Source organism: Thermomonospora sp. CIF 1, from assembly GCF_001896795.1.
Lineage (GTDB): Bacteria > Actinomycetota > Actinomycetes > Streptosporangiales > Streptosporangiaceae > Thermomonospora > Thermomonospora curvata.
This window is the reverse complement of record NZ_MOYN02000023.1, coordinates 292,018-311,194: the sequence shown is the minus strand read 5'-3', so window position 1 is coordinate 311,194 and position 19,177 is coordinate 292,018. Positions and strand designations below refer to the sequence as shown.

Annotated in this window: 16 protein-coding genes; 13 read left to right on the top strand and 3 right to left on the bottom strand. The window is 71.9% G+C overall.

All coding sequences use genetic code 11. From position 1 onward, the window contains the following. The first annotated feature begins 214 nt into the window (after window positions 1–214). The 4 genes from BUE48_RS19810 to BUE48_RS19795 all read left to right on the top strand — a co-directional run bounded on the left by BUE48_RS19810 (window position 215) and on the right by BUE48_RS19795 (window position 3,046). Window positions 215–679, top strand: a complete 465-nt coding sequence (locus tag BUE48_RS19810) for a MarR family winged helix-turn-helix transcriptional regulator (protein ID WP_012854292.1) — start codon at window positions 215–217, stop codon at window positions 677–679. A gap of 150 nt (window positions 680–829) precedes the next feature. Further along, the gene (locus tag BUE48_RS19805) at window positions 830–1,597 is read left to right on the top strand and encodes an SDR family oxidoreductase (protein WP_012854291.1); all 768 of its coding nucleotides are present in this window, start codon (window positions 830–832) and stop codon (window positions 1,595–1,597) included. A gap of 25 nt (window positions 1,598–1,622) precedes the next feature. Then, a complete protein-coding gene (locus tag BUE48_RS19800; RefSeq protein WP_012854290.1) occupies window positions 1,623–2,579 on the top strand; it encodes an LLM class F420-dependent oxidoreductase in 957 nt (318 codons plus the stop codon). A 170-nt stretch (window positions 2,580–2,749) separates the two neighbouring features. Beyond that, on the top strand, window positions 2,750–3,046 hold the full coding sequence (locus BUE48_RS19795; RefSeq protein ID WP_012854289.1) for a hypothetical protein: 297 nt from the start codon (window positions 2,750–2,752) through the stop codon (window positions 3,044–3,046). Window positions 3,047–3,214: 168 nt separating this feature from the next. Here the strand turns inward: BUE48_RS19795 and BUE48_RS19790 are convergent, their stop codons facing one another. Both BUE48_RS19790 and BUE48_RS19785 read right to left on the bottom strand, forming a co-directional pair. Then, window positions 3,215–4,300, bottom strand: a complete 1,086-nt coding sequence (locus BUE48_RS19790) for an Rv3169 family protein (protein ID WP_012854288.1) — start codon at window positions 4,298–4,300, stop codon at window positions 3,215–3,217. Next, window positions 4,297–5,349: a phosphotransferase family protein gene (locus BUE48_RS19785; RefSeq protein WP_012854287.1), complete on the bottom strand. Its 1,053-nt coding sequence runs from the start codon at window positions 5,347–5,349 to the stop codon at window positions 4,297–4,299. The genes BUE48_RS19790 and BUE48_RS19785 overlap by 4 nt, the downstream gene beginning before the upstream one ends. 169 nt (window positions 5,350–5,518) lie before the next feature. Here BUE48_RS19785 and BUE48_RS19780 point away from each other — a divergent pair, with 169 nt between their 5' ends. From BUE48_RS19780 to BUE48_RS19770, 3 genes are all read left to right on the top strand, one after another. Further along, window positions 5,519–6,163 carry an MBL fold metallo-hydrolase gene (locus tag BUE48_RS19780; protein ID WP_012854286.1) on the top strand — a complete coding sequence of 215 codons (645 nt, stop codon included), beginning with the start codon at window positions 5,519–5,521 and terminating at the stop codon, window positions 6,161–6,163. Further along, the gene (locus tag BUE48_RS19775) at window positions 6,160–6,840 is read left to right on the top strand and encodes an HAD family hydrolase (RefSeq protein ID WP_286990712.1); all 681 of its coding nucleotides are present in this window, start codon (window positions 6,160–6,162) and stop codon (window positions 6,838–6,840) included. The genes BUE48_RS19780 and BUE48_RS19775 overlap by 4 nt, the downstream gene beginning before the upstream one ends. Before the next feature lie 103 nt (window positions 6,841–6,943). Beyond that, complete coding sequence (locus tag BUE48_RS19770; protein ID WP_012854284.1) at window positions 6,944–7,297, top strand: VOC family protein; 354 nt, start codon at window positions 6,944–6,946, stop codon at window positions 7,295–7,297. 17 nt (window positions 7,298–7,314) lie between these two features. On the opposite strand, the gene lysX is transcribed toward BUE48_RS19770, so the two are convergent. Next, window positions 7,315–10,656, bottom strand: a complete 3,342-nt coding sequence (gene lysX / locus BUE48_RS19765) for a bifunctional lysylphosphatidylglycerol synthetase/lysine--tRNA ligase LysX (protein ID WP_012854283.1) — start codon at window positions 10,654–10,656, stop codon at window positions 7,315–7,317. A gap of 178 nt (window positions 10,657–10,834) precedes the next feature. On the opposite strand from lysX, the gene BUE48_RS19760 reads away from it, so the two are divergent. The 6 genes from BUE48_RS19760 to BUE48_RS19735 all read left to right on the top strand — a co-directional run bounded on the left by BUE48_RS19760 (window position 10,835) and on the right by BUE48_RS19735 (window position 19,113). After that, entirely contained in the window at window positions 10,835–12,550 is a 1,716-nt protein-coding gene (locus BUE48_RS19760; RefSeq protein ID WP_286990711.1) for a serine/threonine-protein kinase, read from the top strand. 42 nt (window positions 12,551–12,592) lie between these two features. Continuing rightward, window positions 12,593–14,179, top strand: coding sequence for a serine/threonine-protein kinase (locus BUE48_RS19755; protein ID WP_286990710.1), 1,587 nt, complete (start codon window positions 12,593–12,595; stop codon window positions 14,177–14,179). Window positions 14,180–14,236: 57 nt separating this feature from the next. Then, on the top strand, window positions 14,237–15,643 hold the full coding sequence (locus BUE48_RS19750; protein ID WP_286990709.1) for a serine/threonine-protein kinase: 1,407 nt from the start codon (window positions 14,237–14,239) through the stop codon (window positions 15,641–15,643). 111 nt (window positions 15,644–15,754) lie between these two features. Continuing rightward, the gene (locus BUE48_RS19745; protein WP_012854279.1) at window positions 15,755–17,548 is read left to right on the top strand and encodes a thiamine pyrophosphate-requiring protein; all 1,794 of its coding nucleotides are present in this window, start codon (window positions 15,755–15,757) and stop codon (window positions 17,546–17,548) included. Window positions 17,549–17,787: 239 nt separating this feature from the next. Further along, a complete protein-coding gene (locus tag BUE48_RS19740; RefSeq protein WP_286990708.1) occupies window positions 17,788–18,414 on the top strand; it encodes a TetR/AcrR family transcriptional regulator in 627 nt (208 codons plus the stop codon). A 69-nt stretch (window positions 18,415–18,483) separates the two neighbouring features. Continuing rightward, window positions 18,484–19,113, top strand: a complete 630-nt coding sequence (locus tag BUE48_RS19735) for a LysE family translocator (RefSeq protein ID WP_012854277.1) — start codon at window positions 18,484–18,486, stop codon at window positions 19,111–19,113. The last annotated feature ends 64 nt before the right edge of the window (window positions 19,114–19,177 follow it).

Here is a 19,177-nt window from a genome sequence, read left to right as displayed (position 1 = left end):
ATGGAGTCAGTCGAAGATTGGGATTTCGGACGCCCTGTATTGCTCCACTGCATGCGTCCGAGCAATAGAGTTCTGTAGCGGAGCCGCTACCGGACAGCGGCTCTCCGGTGGACCTTCTCGGCCCGCCCCCGGGCCGGTCCCCGCCACCGCCGGCGACGGCCGGCGGGCGGGAAGGTTCAGCGTGCGGTGATGGTGGGAGAAGAGGGTCCTGGACGTGCCGGATCGCGCTGAGGTGATCGAGGAGATGCGGGTGGCGCTGCAGCGCAGCGCCATGTGGTCGATGATGCTCCAGCACGCCGCCGCCAGCAGGGCGGGCATCAACATGACCGACTCCCAGTGCATCAACCTGCTCGTGCTGGACGGGCCGCAGACCCCCGGCAAGCTCGCCCACAGCATGGGCATCACCACCGGAGGGGCGATCACCGCCGTCATCGACCGGCTGGAGAAGGCCGGCTACGTCAAGCGCACCCGCGACCCGGCCGACCGGCGGCGCGTCATCGTGGAGCCGGTGCCCGAGGCGGTCTCCCGGGTGGCCGCCTACTTCGAGCCGATCGCCCGGGCCTTCACCGACCGCATGTCCGAGCTCACCGACGAGCAGCTGGAAGTCCTGGCGGAGTGGATCCGCTGGAGCAACGAGGCGATGCCCGGCGTGCTGGAGGAGATCGAGCGGATGCCCTGAGGGACGGCGCTTGTGCGGTGACCTCATCGCCCGGCAGGTCGCCTGGTACGGCGGCACAGACGCGGGACGGCAAGTGAGGGTCGGCACATACCGACTGGTCGGTCACTGGCTACCCTGAATGCCGTTCTGGCGCGAGTTCGAGGAGTGCGCATGCAGACCGGACTGCAGGGCAAGACGGCGCTGATCACCGGCGCCTCGCGCGGGATCGGCAAGGCCAGCGCCATGGCGCTGGCCGCAGAGGGCGCCAACGTGGTGCTGTCGTCCCGCAAGCAGGAAGCACTGGATGAGGTGGCCGCCGAGATCCGCGCGGCCCACCCCGAGGTCGGGGTGCTGGCCAAGGCCGCGCACGTGGGCGACGCCGAGCAGGCCGCCGCCTGCATGGACGCCGCGATCGCCGAGTTCGGCGGGATCGACGTGCTGGTCAACAACGCCGGCACCAACCCCTACTACGGGCCGATGGTGGACATCGACGCCGCCCGCGCCGCCAAGACCGTCGAGGTCAACCAGTTCTCCATCGTGCAGTGGACCTCGCTGGCCTGGAAGAAGTCGATGGCCGAGCGGGGCGGCGTGATCGTCAACATGGCCAGCATCGGCGGCATGGTCACCGAGGGCGGCATCGGCTACTACAACGCCACCAAGGCCGCGGTGATCCACCTGACCCGGCAGTTCGCCGTGGAGCTGGCCCCCAAGGTGCGGGTCAACGCCATCGCCCCCGGCCTGGTCAAGACCCACCTGGCCCGCGCCCTGTGGGAGCCCCACGAGGAGCGGATCAGCAAGGCGCTGCCGCTGGGCCGGCTCGGTGAGCCCGAGGACATCGCCAACGTCGTGGTCTTCCTGGCCGGCGACGCCTCCTCCTGGATGACCGGGCAGACCATCGTGGTGGACGGCGGCTCCATCGTCCGCCCGTCCATCGCCTGACCCGCCTACCGAAGGAGACGCGACCATGACCGCTCGCTGGGGCCTGACCGTCCCGATGACCGGGGTGCCGCTGGCCGAGCACCGCCAGATCGTGACCGAGCTGACCGACCTGGGCTACACCGACGTCTGGTCGGCGGAGACCAACGGCGCCGACGGCTTCACCCCGCTCGCCCTGTCCTCCCAGTGGGGGCCGGACCTGCGGCTGGGCACGGCGATCGTGCCGGTCTACACCCGCGGGCCGGCGCTGCTGGCCCAGCAGGCCGCCACGCTGGCCTCCCTGGCGCCGGGACGCTTCGTGCTGGGCATCGGCTCCTCGTCGGACACCATCGTGCAGCGCTGGAACGGCATCCCCTTCACCGAGCCCTACCAGAGGGTGCGCGACACGCTGCGGTTCCTGCGCAAGGCCCTCACCGGGGAGAAGGTGAGCGACGAGGCGCTGGGCGTGCAGGGCTTCAAGCTGGACGCGCCCCCGCCGCAGCAGCCGCCGATCGTGCTGGCCGCGCTGCGCCCGGGGATGCTGCGCCTGGCCGCCCGCGAGGCCGACGGCGCCATCACCAACTGGCTGGCCCCGCATGATGTGCGCACCGTGCGCGGGGTGCTGGGGGAGGAGCCGGAACTGCTGGCCCGGCTGTTCGTGTGCCCCACCGACGACGCCGAGAAGGCCCGCGCCACGGGCCGCTGGATGATCGCCGCGTACATGAACGTCCCGGTCTACCGGGCGTTCCACCAGTGGCTGGGCCGGGGGGACGCGCTCAAGCCGATGAACGACGCCTGGGACGCCGGCGACCGCAAGGCCGCGCTGGAGGCCATCCCCGACGAGGTGGTGGACGACCTCATCGTGCACGGCTCCCCGGCGGCCTGCCGCGACCGCATCCGCCAGTACGTGGAGGCGGGATTGACCACCCCGATCCTGGCGGTGGTGCCCGGCAGCGGCATGTCCCCGCTGGAGGCGGTCCGCGCCCTGGCCCCCTCGGCGGGCTGATCCGCCGGTGCTTCGGCCCGGCGCCCCTGGGCCGAAGCACCGGATCGCGCGCGATCTGTGTCGCGCATCACAGCGTCCGGGGGTGATCCCTGGAGCGGAAACGGTTTGCCGGGGGCGTCAGCGGGCAGGGCAAGGCGGGTCTGATGAATCGAATGTGAGGAGAACTGATCGTGCTCACGCTGACCAGCGGTGCCGTTCAGGTGATCCGTACCGTGACCGCCAACCCCGAACTGCCTCCGGAGACCGGCATCCGCATCGCGTCGGGCGTCAACGGCTCGCAGGCGCTCACCCTCTCGGTGGCCCCGGCCCCCGAGGCGGGGGACCAGATCGTCGAAGAGGGCGGCGCCCGCGTGTACCTGGAGGCCGGTGCGGCCGAGCTGCTCGCGGACAAGACCCTGGACGCCCAAGTGGACGCCCAAGGCGACGTGGCCTTCACCATCGCCGAAGGCCCCATCGCCGACGTCTGAGCGAACCCGAGGAGGGTTCGCCCCAAGACCCGCCCGGCCGGGGCGCCGAGCCGCTCGTGCCCCGGCCGGGTTTCACCCCGTCCCGGCCGCGGAAAGCGGCGCGGCGGGAAGCCCACGTGCGCCCTGAACGCGCCCTGAACCTCGAGGGAGGCCTTCCGGGCGCGGGGATCACTCGGGGAAACTCGGGTGCGGCCCCAGCGCCCAGTACTCCAGCAGGCCGTAGCCGACGTTGCCGTCGTATTCGAAACGGCCCAGGGCGTCGACCATTCCCCACATGCGGGCGGCGTCCTCTTCCTTGCGGAGGTCGTAGCTGACGCTCTGCACCTTCAGCTCCGGCCCCTGGTACATGCCGTGCCTCCAGTCCGGCTCCAGCCCGTACCCGGTGCCGACCATCAGGTGCACCGGCAGCACCGGCGTGGCGCGCACATCGAACGGCTTGCCGCCGGGCGGGGCGAACGAGAGCGTCGCGCTCTCCACCTCCCGGGTGCCCTCCCGGTAGACCGGCCGGTATTCGGGACGTCCCAGATATTCCGGATCCCGCTCGGGATCGGGCCAGATGCGGACGGCCTCCTCCAGGATCCGCCGGCCTTTGTCGTCCTCCTGGACGATGCACAGGATCGAGTGGTCCGCGAACTGCATCGGCGCATACAGCCAGTAGAACGTCCCGGGATTTTTGACCTGGATGCCGGGCGGCTCGGGCTCGCCGACCGGCCGGATGCCCCAGGAGCGGTCCCGGCAGCCCCACCACCGGTCGGGGGTGACCGTCAGGGTCTCCCCGTCCACGGTGATGGCGCCGCTCCAGCGGCCGGTCTGCGCCAGCCGCCGCGAATCGAAGATCACCCGTTCCTGCCAGCGCACGAAATGCGGCGGCTCCAGGTGGGCGGGGATGGACGCCTCCCAGGTCAGATCGAACGACAGCCCGTGCTCGGGGGCCTGCAGGCTCACCCGCAGCCGGCGCAGGCCCTCGAGCACCTCCACGTGGAAGGGGCCGACGCGGGTGTCCATCCGGTCCGCCCCCAGCTCCCGCGAGGCCCGCACCACCCGGTGCAGCGGACCGCGGCGCAGCAGCGCGAAGGCGTCGGTGACGCCCAGGTTGGGGTACTGGCCCATCCCCACCAGCAGCATCAGCTCACCGGAGAGCGGAAAGCAGTTGAAGTAGTAGCGGTCGTAGAAGTTGCGGTCGGAGGTCCCGGTGTGCCGCATGACCTCCGGCACCTGGTGGATGGGGTAGTCGTCGAGCGGCGAGAGCGTCACGCGACCTCCTTGAGGACGGTGTCCAGCAGCCGGGTGGCGGTGTTGTCGTAGGGGAAGGGATCCTCAGGGCCGATCCAGCCGAAGTCGATCATCGCCTGCCCGATCCGGGCCATCATCACGGCGAACTTGAACCCGGACAGCACCTGGTAGTACTCCAGGTCGCGCAGCGGACGGCCGAGCAGCTCCGCATAGCGCGCCACGGTCTCCTCATGGGAGGGGAACCCCGCAAGGCGCTCCGCCCCGACGCCTTCGGAGTGGTGCCGGTCCATCCACAGGTACCAGGCCAGGTCCTCCTCGGGCGCCCCGAGCACGGCGTTCTCCCAGTCCAGCACCGCCTGCGGCACCCCGTCCCGGTAGATCACGTTGCCGATCCGCGCGTCCCCCCACAGCAGGACGGGCGGGTCGGGCTCTGCGGGCCGGTTGGCCTTGAGCCACTCCAGCGCCCGCAGCGCCACCTCCTGTGGCCCCGGGTAGGCCCAGCTCAGGTAGTGCTCGTAGTAGCCGAGCCGCTGCCGGATCCCCACCGGCCCCCACTGGGGCTGGTCGAGGAACTCCAGGCCCAGCTCGTCTGCTTTCAATCGGTGCAGCCGGGCCAGGATCTCCAGCGCCGACCACCACATGGCGGCCCGCTCCCGCGGCGGCACCTGCGTCACCCAGCCGTCGGTGTGGTAGGGCGGCATGTCGGTGGGCACCCGCCCGTCCACCCGCGCCATCACGAAGAACGGCGCGCCCAGCGGCTCGTCCGACGGCTCATGCCACAGGATGGGCGGGACGGGGATGTCGGTGCGCTCGTGGAGGATCCGCATCAGGCGGTACTGCTCGGTGAAGCGGGGCTCGGGGAAGATCTGGTAGCCGGTGGGCGCCACCCGGACCACCAGTGACCGGTGCCGCCCCTCGCAGTCGGTCTCCAGCAGCAGGGTCTCGTTGGAGAACCCGCTGGTCTGCGGGATCTGCACGGAGCGGACGCGGGCGCCGGGCAGATGCCGGGCCAGCCATCCCTCCAGCAGGCGGCGGGTCTGTTCGGGGTCGCGCTGGTGGGGAACGGGCATGACCGCCTCCTCGCACCGGCCGGGTGGGGCGGGACCGGTGAAGTAGAACGTGTTCTATCAACGGCTCCCGGGAACGTCAATGAACCCCCCGGCGTCATTGCCGATGACCGCCCCGGGCGTCCGAACGCCTCGCCACGCGTGAAAGCATCGGGAGCGGAAGGAGGGAGCGATGAGGCTGACCAAACTCGGGCACTCCTGCGTTCGGCTGAGCAAGGACGAGGGGACCTTGGTCATCGACCCCGGCGGCCTGACCCCCGAGCAGGACGCCCTGGAGGGCGCCGACGCGGTGCTCATCACCCACGAGCACTTCGACCACTTCGACGAAGACCGGCTGCGGCAGGCGATGGCCGCCAACGAGCGCCTGCGGGTGTACGCCTCCCGCGTGGTGGCCTCCAAGCTGGCCGACCTGGGCGAGCGGGTGAAGAGCGTCGGCCACGGCGACGCCCTGACCGTCGCCGGCTTCGACATCCACGTCTACGGCGAGGACCACGAGATCCTCGACCCGGACGTGCCGCCCATCCCCAACACCGGCTACCTGATCGACGGCCAGGTCTTCCACCCCGGCGACGCGCTCACCGTGCCGCCGGAGCCGGTGCCCACGCTGTGCCTGCCCGGCAGCGCGCCGTGGATGAAGGTCTCCGAGATGTACTCCTACGTCAAGGAGATCGCCCCCGAACGGGCCTACGTCATCCACGACGGGATCCTCAACGACGTCGGCATCGCGGTCATGGAGAACCACGTGAGCAACGCCGCCGCCAAGGCCGGCAAGGACTACCGGCGCCTGAAGCCGGGAGAGTCGGTGGAGCTGCCTTGACGACGAGCGGTGCGATGAACCGGGGCCCCATCAAGGCGGTCTTCTTCGACATCGGCGAGACGCTGATCAACGAAGGGGAGATCTACGGCCGGTGGGCCGACTGGCTGGGGGTGCCCCGGCACACCTTCCTGGCCAAGCTGGGCGCGGTGCTGGCCACCGGCGGCACCCACATGGACCTGCTGGAGTACTTCCGCCCCGGCTTCGACCTGGAGAAAGAGGAACGGCTGCGGGCCGCCGCCGGCATCCCCGCCGGGTTCGGCCCGCAGGACCTCTACCCCGACGCCCGCGACTGCCTGGCCGCCCTGCGCGCCCAGGGCCTGTATGTGGGAGTGGCCGGCAACCAGCCGGTGCGGGCCGCCGAACAGTTCGCCGCACTGGGGCTGGAGGCGGACGTGGTGGGGATCTCCGACGTGTGGGGGCTCAGCAAGCCCGACCGGCGATTCTTCGCCCGCTGCGCCGCCGAGTGCGGCCTGCCCCCCGAGGAGATCCTGTACGTGGGGGACCGCATCGACAACGACGTCCGTCCCGCCCTGGCGTTCGGCATGCAGGCGGCCTTCCTGCGACGCGGCCCGTGGGGGCACATCCAGCACGACGAACAGGCGTTGCGCGGCTGCACCTTCGTGCTGGACGACCTTGCCGTCCTACCGGAACTGGTGGCGCGTCATAACGCCGCTTAAGGGTCATCCCCCCCGTTCCCGGGTAGGAGACGCAGAACCATCTCACCGAGGAGACACAACGTGCCCACACTGGCCGCTGAGCGGAGCGGGGTAGAGCGAGCGCATGGCTAGCACCTGGGACTGGCTCGTCGTCGACTGCGCGAACCCGCGTGCCCTGGCCGAATTCTGGAGCCGGGTGCTGAACTTCAAGATCCTGGAGGAGGACGCCGAGAGCGTTTCCCTCGGCATGGACGAGGGCACCTTCCCCAAGATCCTCTTCCTGCGGACACCCGACCCCAAGACCGGCAAGAACCGCCTGCACCTGGACCTGACCCCCGATGACCAGGCGGCCGAGGTGGAACGGATCTGCGCGCTGGGCGCCCGCCGGGTCGACATCGGCCAGGGCGAGCAGAGCTGGGTGGTCCTGGCCGACCCGGAGGGCAACGAGTTCTGCGTCCTGCGCGGCCAAGGCGGCTGAAGCCCCCGGGCGCCCGGTCAGCGGGGACGCGCCAGCGGGAAGGGGATGGTCTCGCGGATGCTCTTGCCGGTCAGGGTGATCAGCAGCCGGTCGATGCCCATGCCCATCCCGCCGGCCGGCGGCATGGCGTACTCCAGGGCGCGCAGGAAGTCCTCATCCAGCTCCATCGCCTCCGGGTCGCCCCCGGCGGCCAGCAGCGACTGCTCGGTGAGCCGCTGCCGCTGCAGGATCGGGTCGATCAGCTCGCTGTAGGCGGTGCCCAGCTCCAGCCCGAAGACGATCAGGTCCCACTTTTCGGCCAGCCGGGGGTCGGCGCGGTGCGGGCGGGTCAGCGGGGAGGTCTCGGCGGGGTAGTCGCGGACGAAGGTGGGGGCCTTGATCCCGGGCTCCACCAGCGCCTCGAACAGCTCCTGCACCAGCTTGCCCTGCCCCCAGCCGGCGTCGAACTCCAGGCCCGCCCGCTCGGCGTACTTGCCGACCAGGGACGCGGGGGTGTCGGGGGTGATCTCCTCGCCGAGGGCCCGGGAGACCGACTCGTACACGGTGATCTGGCGCCACGGCTCGGCCAGGTCGCATTCGGCGCCGTCGCGCACCACCACCGTGGTGCCCAGCGCCGCGCGGGCGGCCCGCAGCACCAGATCCCGGGTCAGGGCGGCCATGGTGTCGTAGTCGCCGTAGGGCTCGTAGGCCTCCAGCATCGTGAACTCGGGATTGTGCTTGGGGGAGACGCCCTCGTTGCGGAAGTTGCGGTTGATCTCGAAGACCTTGCCGACCCCGCCGACCAGCAGCCGCTTGAGGTACAGCTCGGGGGCGATCCGCAGGTACAGCTGCATGTTGTAGGCGTTGATGCGGGTGGTGAACGGCCGGGCCGCGGCGCCGCCGTGGATGGGCTGCAGCATGGGCGTCTCCACCTCCAGGTAGCCCAGCTCGCGCAGCCGGTCGCGGATCGCCGCCACCGCATCGCCGCGCATCCGCAGCATCCGGCGGGCCTCGTCGTTGACGATGAACTCCACATACCGCTGCCGCACCCGCGCCTCCGGGTCGGCCAGGCCGCTGCGCTTGTTGGGCAGCGGGCGCAGGCATTTGGCCGTCAGCGTCCAGCTCGTGGCCAGCACCGACAGCTCCCCGCGCTTGGAGGTGACCACCTCGCCCGCGATGCCGACCTGGTCGCCCAGGTCGATCAGGCGCTTCCAGGCCCGCAGCGAGCCGGGGACCGGCGCGCCGTCCGGCCCGTCGGGCTCCAGCCGGTCGGCCGACAGCATCACCTGGATGTCGCCGGTCTCATCGCGCAGCGTGACGAACACCAGCCGGCCGTGCTCACGGGCCAGCATCACCCGCCCGGCGATGCGCACCTGCTCGCCGGTGCGGGCGTCGGGGGGCAGGCCGCCGAAGCGGGCGCGGATGTCGGCGGCGAAATCGGTGCGGTCGAACCCCAGCGGGTAGGGGTCCATCCCGGCGGCGCGGATGTGCTCCAGCTTGGCGTGCCGCACCCGCTCCTGCTCCGACAGCCGCCGCTGCGGGGCGCGGGCGGCCTCGGCCTCCTCCTCGATCCGCTTGATCCGCCGCACCAGCTCGGGGGAGGGGGTGAGCCGGGCGGCGCGCTCCAGGCGGGGCCGGTTCAGGGTGGGCAGGAACCCCTCGGCCCGGGCGAACGCCAGCCCCAGCCGCACCAGGTCCCGGGACTGCTGGTAGCAGACGAACCGGGGCGCCCAGGTGGGGTTGTACTTGGCGTTGGCCAGGTACAGCGACTCCAGCTGCCAGAACTTGGAGGCCAGCGACAGGAACCGGTGCCAGGCCCGGGCCACCGGTCCGGCGCCCAGCTGGGAGCCGCGCTCGAACGCCGAGCGCAGCATCGCGAAGTTCAGCGACATCTTCTGCGCGCCGATCAGCGCCGCCTGCTCCGCCACCTTGGCGATCATGAACTCGTTCAGGCCGTTCTCGGCGGTGCGGTCGCGGCGCATCAGGTCCAGCGACAGCCCGTGCCGGCCCCAGGGCACGAAGCTCAGCAGGCCGCGCAGCCGGCCCTGGGCGTCGAACGCCTCGACCATCAGGCAGCGGCCGTCGGTGGGGTCGCCGAGGCGGCCCAGCGCCATGGAGAACCCGCGCTCGATGGCCCCCTCCCGCCACCGGTCGGCGCTGGCGATCAGCTGCGCCATCTCCTCGGGCGGGATCTGGGCGTGCCGGCGGATCCGCACCGTGTAGCCGGCCCGCTCCACCCGCCGCACCGCCTGGCGGACCTGGCGCATCTCCCGGCCGTCCAAGGTGAAGTCGGTCAGCTCCAAGATGGCCTCATCGCCCAGCTCCAGCGCGTCGAAGCCGTGCCGCCGGTAGACGTGCGCGGCGCGCTCCCCGGCGCTGACCACCCCGGGGATCCAGGCGTGCGCGCGGCACTCGGCCAGCCACAGCTCGATGGCCTGGTCCCAGGACTCCGGGTCGCCCAGCGGGTCGCCGCTGGCCAGCGAGACCGCCCCCTCGACGCGGTAGGAGATGGCGGCCTTGCCGTTGGGGGCGACGATGACGTTCTTGTCGCGGCGCAGCGCGAAGTAGCCCAACGAGTCCTGCTCGCCGTACTCGGCCAGCAGCCGGCGGGCGGTCAGCTCCTCGGCGGGGCTGAGCACCGCGTCGCGATGGCCCGGGCGGAACAGCGCCCAGAACGTGATGATCAGCAGGCCGGTGCCCAGCACCCCCAGCAGCAGGTTGACCCGGGTCGGCACGTCCACGTTGATGGGCTCGCCGGTCACCCCCGGCCCGCCGACGGTCTGCAGCACCACATACAGCGCGTCGGTCAGGAAGCGCCCGTCGGGGTCGCGGTTCATCAACGTGACCAGCCCGGTGCCCAGCAGCCCGCTGACCACCAGCAGCCCGGAGAACACCGCCAGCGCCAGCCGCCGGTTGGCCCGGTCGGGCAGCGCGTTGAACTCCGGACGCGCCGCCGCCAGCAGCGTCAGCACCGCCGCGTAGGCGACCACCGTGACCAGCTCGCCGGCCGCCACCGACCGGTCCGGATCGGCCGCCAGGGAGCCGACCACCAGCAGCGCGATGGCGAAGTAGCCGCCGAACAGCAGCATCAGGATCCGCCAGGCGGCCTTCTTGCGCCGCCGCACGCCCATCGACAGCAGGATCAGCAGCACCCCGTACGGCAGGCTGGCGGTGAAGCCCAGGTAGTAGATCCACTGCAGCGCCCAGATGCCGCCCAGCCGCTGGATCAGGTCCGAGGAGACGAACGCCAGGATCGACAGCACGCCCGACAGGCGGGTGTACCAGAAGAAGACGTCGGGGGCCGCTTTGGTGAGGCGCTGCCAGCCGTCACGCAGCCCGTGGCCGGCGGTGCCGGCCGGGACCTTGCTGTCAGCCGTCATCGGGCCCCCGTGGTGACTTGGCGTCGTCTTCTCTGTTCTACCGGGTCTCACTCGTGCACCCTTTGCATGCTCGGGCGTCGCGTCGGCGAACCTCGGCCGTCACTGCGGCGTCGTAAGTATGAGGGAACTCGCGTGCCCCCTCCGAGGTTGTCAGCAATTTCTCGATATGGTCGCGCATATGCCGAACGACACCGCCGGGGAGAGACTGCTTGCCCGGCGCTACCGCCTGTTGGCCCCGGTCGGGCACGGCGGCATGGGGACTGTATGGCACGCCCACGATGAGGTCCTCGGACGTGACGTGGCGGTGAAGGAGGTCATCCTGCCGCACGGCCTCACCGAGGAGGAGCGCGCCGTCCAGTACAAGCGCACGTTCCGTGAGGCCCGCACCGCGGCGCGGCTCGGCCATCCGGGCGTGGTCACCGTCTACGACGTGGTCGAAGAGGACGGCCGGCCGTGGATCGTCATGGAGCTGATCCGGGCCCGTTCGCTGGACCAGGTGATCAAGCAGGAGGGGCCGCTGGATGTGCGGCGGGCCGCCGAGATCGGCCGGCAGATGCTGGCCGCCCTGCACGCCGCGCACGAGGCCGGGGTGCTGCACCGCGACGTCAAGCCCAGCAACGTGCTGGTGACCACCGGCGACCGGGCGGTGCTGACCGACTTCGGTATCGCCGTCGCCACGGGGGACGCCACCCTCACCCAGACCGGGCTGGTGATGGGCTCGCCCGCCTACATCGCCCCCGAACGCGCCCGCGGCAAGACCGCCGGGCCGGCCTCCGATCTGTGGTCGCTGGGCGTCACCTTGTACGCCATGCTCGAGGGCCGCTCCCCGTTCGAACGGCCCGAGCCGATGGCCTCGCTGGTGGCGGTCATCTCCGACGACCCGCCGCCGCCCCCGCACGCCGGCCCGCTCGCCCCGGTGATCGAGGGCCTGCTGCGCAAGGACCCCGAGGAGCGGATGAGCGCTCCTGAGGCCGGGATGCTGCTGGATGAGATCGTCCGCGCGGAATCCGTCGACGCCCAGTACACCCGGCCGGTGGAACCGCCGCCGGAGCCCGCCGCCCTCGCCGATCCGCTGCAGACCCGCACCGACGGCGGTGAGTCGCTGCAGACCCGGGCCGAGGACGCCGAGGCGCTCAAGACCAGGGCCGACTCCGCCATGCCCGCCCCGCCGACGGCGGCGGCCGAGCTCGCCCCGCCGGCCGGCACGGCGCCCACCGCCCGCGGCGGCGGACGCCAGACGGCGATCCTGGTGGGGGCGGTCGTGGTGGCGCTGCTGCTGGTGATCGGCGCGCTGTGGATGGCCCGCGGCGGCGGCGAGAGGTCCGGCCGCACCGAGCGGCCCGCCGGTGCGGCGACGGCCGGCCAGGAACCGCCCGCGACGACCCACGCCGCCACGGTCAGCGCCGCGCCCGCGGAGGCGACGCAGGAGGTCCCCGAGGACTTCCGCCGCTATGAGGACTCCACCGGGTTCGTCATCGCGGTCCCCGAGGACTGGGAGGGCCCCGAGCGCCGCGGCAGCAGCGTGTTCTTCCGCGGCGACGACGGCGCCTACGTCCAGATCGACCAGACCACGGACCCCAATCCCAGCGCTCTGAAGGACTGGCAGGACCTGGAGGCCGCGGTCAAGGGCGACGGCAGGTTCCCCGGCTATCGGCGGCTGCGGCTGGAGCCGACCGGCGACCACCCTCCCATCCCCGACACCGGCGACGGCAGCAAGTCGGCCGACTGGGAGTTCACCTGGCAGTCCGGCTCCGGCCGGATGCACGGCCTGAACCGGGGCTTCGTGGCCGGCGACCGGGGGTATGCGATCTTCCTGGTGCTGCCCGAGGAGGAGTGGGACAAAGAACGCCCCGAGCTGGAGCCGATCTTCAGCTTCTTCGAGCCCGCCGACTGACGCCCGGCGGAATCCGACACTCCTTGAGGGGATCGGCCGATCATGACGAGTGCGCAGCCGGGGGAGGCTGAGGCGGGACGCCGGATCGCCGGCCGCTACCGGCTGGTGGAGATGCTCGGCCGAGGCGGCATGGGCACCGTCTGGCGGGCCCGCGACGAGATGCTCGACCGCGAGGTGGCGGTCAAGGAGGTGCTGGTCCAGGCCGGGCTGAGCGAGGAGGAACGGCGCGGCGTGCGGGAGCGGACGCTGCGCGAGGCCCGGGCCGCCGCCCGGCTCAGCCACCCCGGCATCGTCACCGTGCACGACGTGGTGGACGAAGACGGCCGCCCGTGGATCGTCATGGAGCTGGTCCGGGCGCGTTCGCTGGCGGAGATCCTCGCCGCGGAGGGGCCGTTGCCGCCCGAGCGGGTCGCCGGCATCGGCCGGCAGCTGGTGGCGGCCCTGCGCGCCGCCCACGCCGTGGGGATCTTGCACCGTGACATCAAGCCCGCCAACGTGCTGGTCACCGACGAGGGACGGGCGGTGCTGACCGACTTCGGCATCGCCCGGGTGGAAGGCGACACCGCGCTCACCCGCACCGGGTCGCTGGTCGGCTCGCCCGCCTACATGCCGCCCGAGCGGGCCAGGGGCGAGCCCGCCATCCCGGCCTCCGACCTGTGGTCGCTGGGCGCCACCTTGTACGCCGCCTGCGAGGGACGCCCCCCGCACGACCGTCCCGATGTCATGGCGGTGCTGGCGGCCGTCATGAACGAGGACCCGCCGCCCCCGCGCCGCGCCGGCCCGCTGACCCCGGTGCTGAGCGGGCTGCTGGTGCGCGACCCGGTGCGCCGGCTGACCGCCGCGCAGGCGGAGGAGATGCTGGCGCGGGTCGAAAGCGGCGCCCGGCCGGTTCCGCCCCCGCCGCCGCAGGCCCCGCCCGCGACCGTTCCGGCGCCCCAGCCCTTCCCGCAGACCGTCCAGACCGTCCCCGCCGGCGGCTCCTCGACCAACCTGGGCATGCTGATCCTGGTGGGCGTGCTCACCACCTTGGTGACCGTGCTGGCCGGCATCCTGATCGTGCAGATGAACTCCGGCGGCGGCCAAGGCGGCGGCGCGGTCCGGCAGCAGTCCGGCCAGGTGAGCGGGCCGGAGCAGCCGCAGCCCCCGGCGACCGGCGTCCCCGCGGAGCGGCCCTCGCCCTTCCCGACCCCCACGGCGTCGCTGCTGCCCGAACTGCAGCCGGTGAGCGGGCCCGGCGGCTACCGGATCTCGGTGCCGGCGGGCTGGGTCCGCTCCGAAGAGGGCAACAGCGTGTTCTGGCGTTCCTCCTGGGGCGCCTACGTCCAGGTCGACCGGACCGAATGGAGCGGCGACCCGGCCGACCACTGGGAGCGCTGGGAGCGCGCCGTGATCCGGGGGAACATCCTGCCCGGCTACCGCCGCATCGACCTGCGCCGTCCCACGGGGCTCGGCTACGACGCCGCCGATTTGGAATTCACCTGGACCCGGGACGGAATTCCCATGCGCGGCATTGACCGCGGGACCATCGTCAACGGGCAGCCTTACGCGGTGTTCGTCGCGATCCCGCAACAGCACTGGGAGGTCAACCGCGAAAGGGTGAACAATATCCTCGACACGTTCCGGCCCTGACCGGCCGGAGGCATCGCAGGAGGGACTCGCGCGTCCCAGACGGGGGACCATTCAGATATGGCGCAGGGGCAGCAGGGTCATCTGCTCGGCAACCGCTACCGTCTCGACCGGGTGGTCGGCCGCGGCGGGATGGGGACCGTCTGGCAGGCCTACGACACCATGCTCGGCCGCGAGGTGGCGGTCAAGGAGGTGCTGCTGCCGCCGGGACTGAGCCAGGAAGAGCGCGACGTCCTGTATGAGCGGACCTTCCGGGAGGCGCGGGCCTCGGCCCGGCTCAACCACCCCGGCGTGGTCACCGTCCACGACGTGCTCAACGAGGGCGGCCGGCCCTGGCTGGTGATGGAGTTCGTGCGGGCCCGCTCGCTGCAGGACCTGATCGACGAGGGCCCCATCTCGCCGCGCCGGGCCGCCGAGATCGGCCGGCAGACCCTGGAGGCGCTGCGCCACGCGCACAGCAAGGGCATCCTGCACCGCGACGTCAAGCCCAGCAACGTGCTGATCACCGACGAGGGGCGGGCGGTGCTGACCGACTTCGGCATCGCCCAGATGGAGGGGGAGTCCACCCTCACCCAGACCGGGCTGGTGATGGGCTCGCCCGCCTACATCCCGCCGGAACGGGCCCAGGGCCACCGGGCGGTGCCGGCCTCCGACCTGTGGTCGCTGGGCGCCACCCTGTATGCGGCGGTCGAGGGGCGCTCCCCTTACGAGCGCGCCGATGCGATGGCGTCGCTGTCGGCGGTGCTCACCGAGCCGGTGCCGCCGCCGCGCAACGCCGGGCCGCTGACCGAGGTGCTGATGGGGCTGCTGGCCCGCGAGCCGATGTACCGACTGACCGCCGACCAGGCGCTGCCCAAGCTCGCCGAGGTGGCGAGCATGCCCCAGGCCCGGCCCCGGCCCGTCGCGCCGCCGCCCCAGGTGCGCGAGTTCTCCACGGTGCTGGATGAGACCAAGCTGGATGAGACCAAGGTGGACGAGCCGCTGAGCGGCCCGTCCCCCCGGCGGTCCTCCGCGCAGCAGGTCGGCGGCCCGCTGTCCCGGCAGCCGCTGAGCCGGCCGCACTCTCCTCCCTCGGTCGGCTACGGCCCGCCCCCGCCGCTGCCGCCCCAGATGGAGGAGACCGTCGTCGACTCACCCGATCTGGAGGCCACCACCCGGGACGACTCCGGGCCGCGCAGGCAGCCCCCGCCGCCGCACTCCGGCTCCCAGCCCCGCACCCTGGTGCAGGGGGACTGGGCGCCGCCTCCCTACGCCCCCGTGAACTGGCCGCAGCCCTCGGCGCAGCACCAGTCGCTGCGGCCGGTGAACCGGTACGAGCGCGAGCGCACCAAGACCGTCGTGATCGTCACCGTCGCGGCGATCCTGGTCGTGGTCGCGGTGCTGGCCGGGGCGTTCATCCTGCGCGACCGGCTCAACTCCTCCGCCCCCGCCCCCGGCGTCTCAGGCACCGCCACCGTCCGGATCTGACCGGCCGCGGCGCTTCTCCCGCACTCCTTCCCACCGGAGGGCCACTTCCCCACGTTTCAACGCCGGCCCCGGGGAAGCCCGCAGAGGGAGGAAGACAGGGAGGAGAACCGTATGGCGCTCACCGTAGGGGATTACGTGCTCAAACGGCTCCGGGACTGGGGCGTGGAGCACGTCTTCGGCTACCCCGGCGACGGGATCAACGGGCTCATCGCCGCCTTCGGCAAGGCCGGCGACGAGCCGCGGTTCGTGCAGAGCAGGCACGAGGAGATGGCGGCCTTCCAGGCCGTCGGCTACGCCAAGTTCGGCGGCCGGGTGGGGGTGTGCATGGCCACCAGCGGGCCCGGCGCGATCCACCTGCTCAACGGCCTGTACGACGCCAAGCTCGACCACGTGCCGGTGGTGGCCGTCGTCGGCCAGACCGACCGCGCCGCCATGGGCGGCAACTACCAGCAGGAGGTGGACCTGCTGTCGCTGTTCAAGGACGTGGCGAGCGCCTATGTGCAGATGGCCACCGTCCCCGAGCAGCTGCCCAACCTGATCGACCGGGCGCTGCGGATCGCGCTGGCCGAACGCGCCCCCACCTGCGTGATCATCCCGGCCGACCTGCAGGAGGAGACCTACCGGCCGCCCGAGCACGCCTTCCGGCAGGTGCCGTCTTCGGCGCCCGGCTACGTCCGCCCGCTCACCCGGGCGCCGCAGCCGGAGCTGGAGCGCGCCGCCGAGATCCTCAACGCCGGCAGCAAGGTGGCGATCCTGGTCGGCCAGGGCGCCCGCGGTGCCCGCCGGGAGGTGATGGAGGTCGCCGAGCTCACCGGCGCCGGGGTGGCCAAGGCGCTGCTGGGCAAGGACGTGCTGCCCGACGACCTGCCGTATGTGACCGGGTCGATCGGGCTGCTGGGCACCCGGCCCTCCTATGAGCTGATGCGCGACTGCGACACGCTGCTGATCGTCGGCTCGAACTTCCCCTACACCCAGTACCTGCCGGAGTTCGGGGCCGCCCGCGCGGTGCAGATCGACGTGGACGGCCGGATGATCGGGATGCGCTACCCCACCGAGGTCAATCTGGTGGGGGACGCCGCCGAGACGCTGCGGGCGCTGATCCCGCTGCTGCGCCGCAAGGAGGACCGCTCCTGGCGGCGTACGGTGGAGCACAACGTGGCCCGCTGGTGGGAGGTCGTGGAACGGCAGGCCCACCTGGAGGCCGAGCCGATCAACCCGATGCGCCTGTTCTGGGAGCTGTCCTCCCGGCTGCCCGACAACGCCATCGTCACCGCCGACTCCGGCTCGGCCGCCAACTGGTACGCCCGCGACCTGCGGTTCCGCGGCCAGGTGCGGGGCTCGCTGTCGGGCACGCTGTCCACCATGGGGCCGGGCGTGCCGTACGCCATCGGCGCCAAGTTCGCCTGCCCCGACCGCCCGGCGATCGCGCTGGTGGGGGACGGGGCGATGCAGATGAACGGGCTGGCCGAGCTGATCACGGTGCAGCGCTACTACCAGCGTTGGGCCGATCCCCGCCTGGTGGTGGCGGTGCTGCACAACAACGACCTCAACCAGGTGACCTGGGAGCTGCGGGCGATGGGCGGGGCGCCGAAGTTCACCGAGTCCCAGAGCCTGCCGGAGGTGCCGTACGCGGCGTTCGCCCGTTCCCTCGGCCTGGAGGGCATCGAGGTGGACAAACCGGAGGCGATCGGGCCGGCCTGGGAGCGGGCGCTGAGCGCCGGCCGCCCGGCCGTGCTGGATGTGCGGGTGGACCCCGACATTCCGCCGATCCCCCCGCACGCGGAATTCGAGCAGCTCAAGGACGTGGCCGAGGCCATCATCAAGGGCGACCCCGATTCTTGGGGCGTGATCCGCAAAGGTCTGAAGACCAAGGCCCAGGAGATGATCCCGGGCAAATGGCGCTGAGCGCGGCCCTGCGGCCGCGCCACAGGTGAACGGTGTGCGGCGGTCTTGAAACATTTCGGGAACAAGGCCGTTCGCACCCCGTTACCGGTGGGATGTTCACGTCGGCCGTATCATCGTTTTCAACTTTCACCCGTCTCTTGTGCGCGGCGACAGCCGGAGCGTCCCAGCGTTGGTGCGCCGACCGTGATCGAGCAGGACGGAAATGCGCAAGAATGGGGGGTGTATGTAGGGAGGCCGACTTGTCCGGCGATGTGCGGATCACCGTTACCCGGACTTTGAGCAAAGACCAGCAGGAACGCCGGACACGGCTGATCGATGCCGCCCGGGAGCTGGCGCTGCAGGGCGGCTATCACGCCGTGACCATGCACGATGTGGCCGACCGGGCGGGGGTGGCCCGCGCCACCGTCTACCGCTACTTCGCCACCAAGGACCACCTGCTCACCGAGGTCGCCGCGGTGTGGGCGCACGAGGTCACCGGCGACACCGTCGCGCTGGCGGTGGGGGAGACCCCGGCCGAGCGCCTGACCGCCCTGCTGGGGCGCATCGTGGAGGTGGCCGCCGCCAACCGCACGCTGACCTCGGCGATCGTGCAGGCCGTCACCTCCGAGGACCCCAGCGTGGAGGACGCCCGCACCGAGCTGTTCCTGCTGATCCGCGATCGCCTGGCGCAGGCGATCGGCGCCCCGGTGCCCGAGCGCACCGACATCGAGATCGTGCTGGGGCATGTGCTGCTGGCGGCGCTGATCTCGCTGACCTCGCTGAGCCGCCCCATGGAGGAGGTCCGTGACATGGTCACCACCGCGGCCCGGCTCGTCATGGCCGGGGTGGTGCCGCTGCCGCAGGGCGAACCCGTCGAATCCTGCTGAAACCTGCCGGAACCTGTAATTTCCTGACAAAGGCTTCCGGCAAAAAGGGCGGCCGGTAGCGTTCCGGGCATGAGCAACCCGCTGCTGTTCCTGGTGGCCGCCGTCACCCTGGTGGCCATCCCCGGCCCGAACCACCTCTACATCATCACCCGCAGCATCGCAGAGGGACGGCGGGCCGGCATCGCCTCGGCGCTGGGGGTGGAGACCGGCACCCTGGTGCACGTGAGCGCCGCCGCCGTCGGGCTGTCGGCGCTGGTGGCGGCCTCGGCCACGGCGTTCGGGGCGCTGCGGTACGCCGGCGCCGCCTACCTGGTCTATCTGGCGATCCGCACCTTCCGCAGCCGGCACGACCTGGCCGAACCCGCCCTGCGCCCGCAGCCGCTGCTGCGGATCTTCCTGGACGGGCTGCTGGTCAACCTGTTCAACCCCAAGGTCATCTTGTTCTTCCTGGCGTTCTTGCCGCAGTTCGTCGACCCGGCGGCCGGTTCGATCCCCGCCCAGATCACGGTGATGGGGCTGGTGACCGCGGCGATCGGGCTGACCTCGGACCTGGTGTACGTGCTGGCCGCCGGGTCGCTGGGCGCCTGGCTGCGGGCCCGGCCCGCCTTCCGCCGCCGCCAGGCCTATGCGACCGGGGTGGTCTACCTGGGCCTGGGCGCCGCGGCGGCCCTGGCCGGCCCCGGCCCCCGGCGGCCGTGAGCGTCCTTGAGCAGGGGTGACAGAAAAATCGCGAGACTTCGCCCCTGGCTGCATAGTGCGTGGA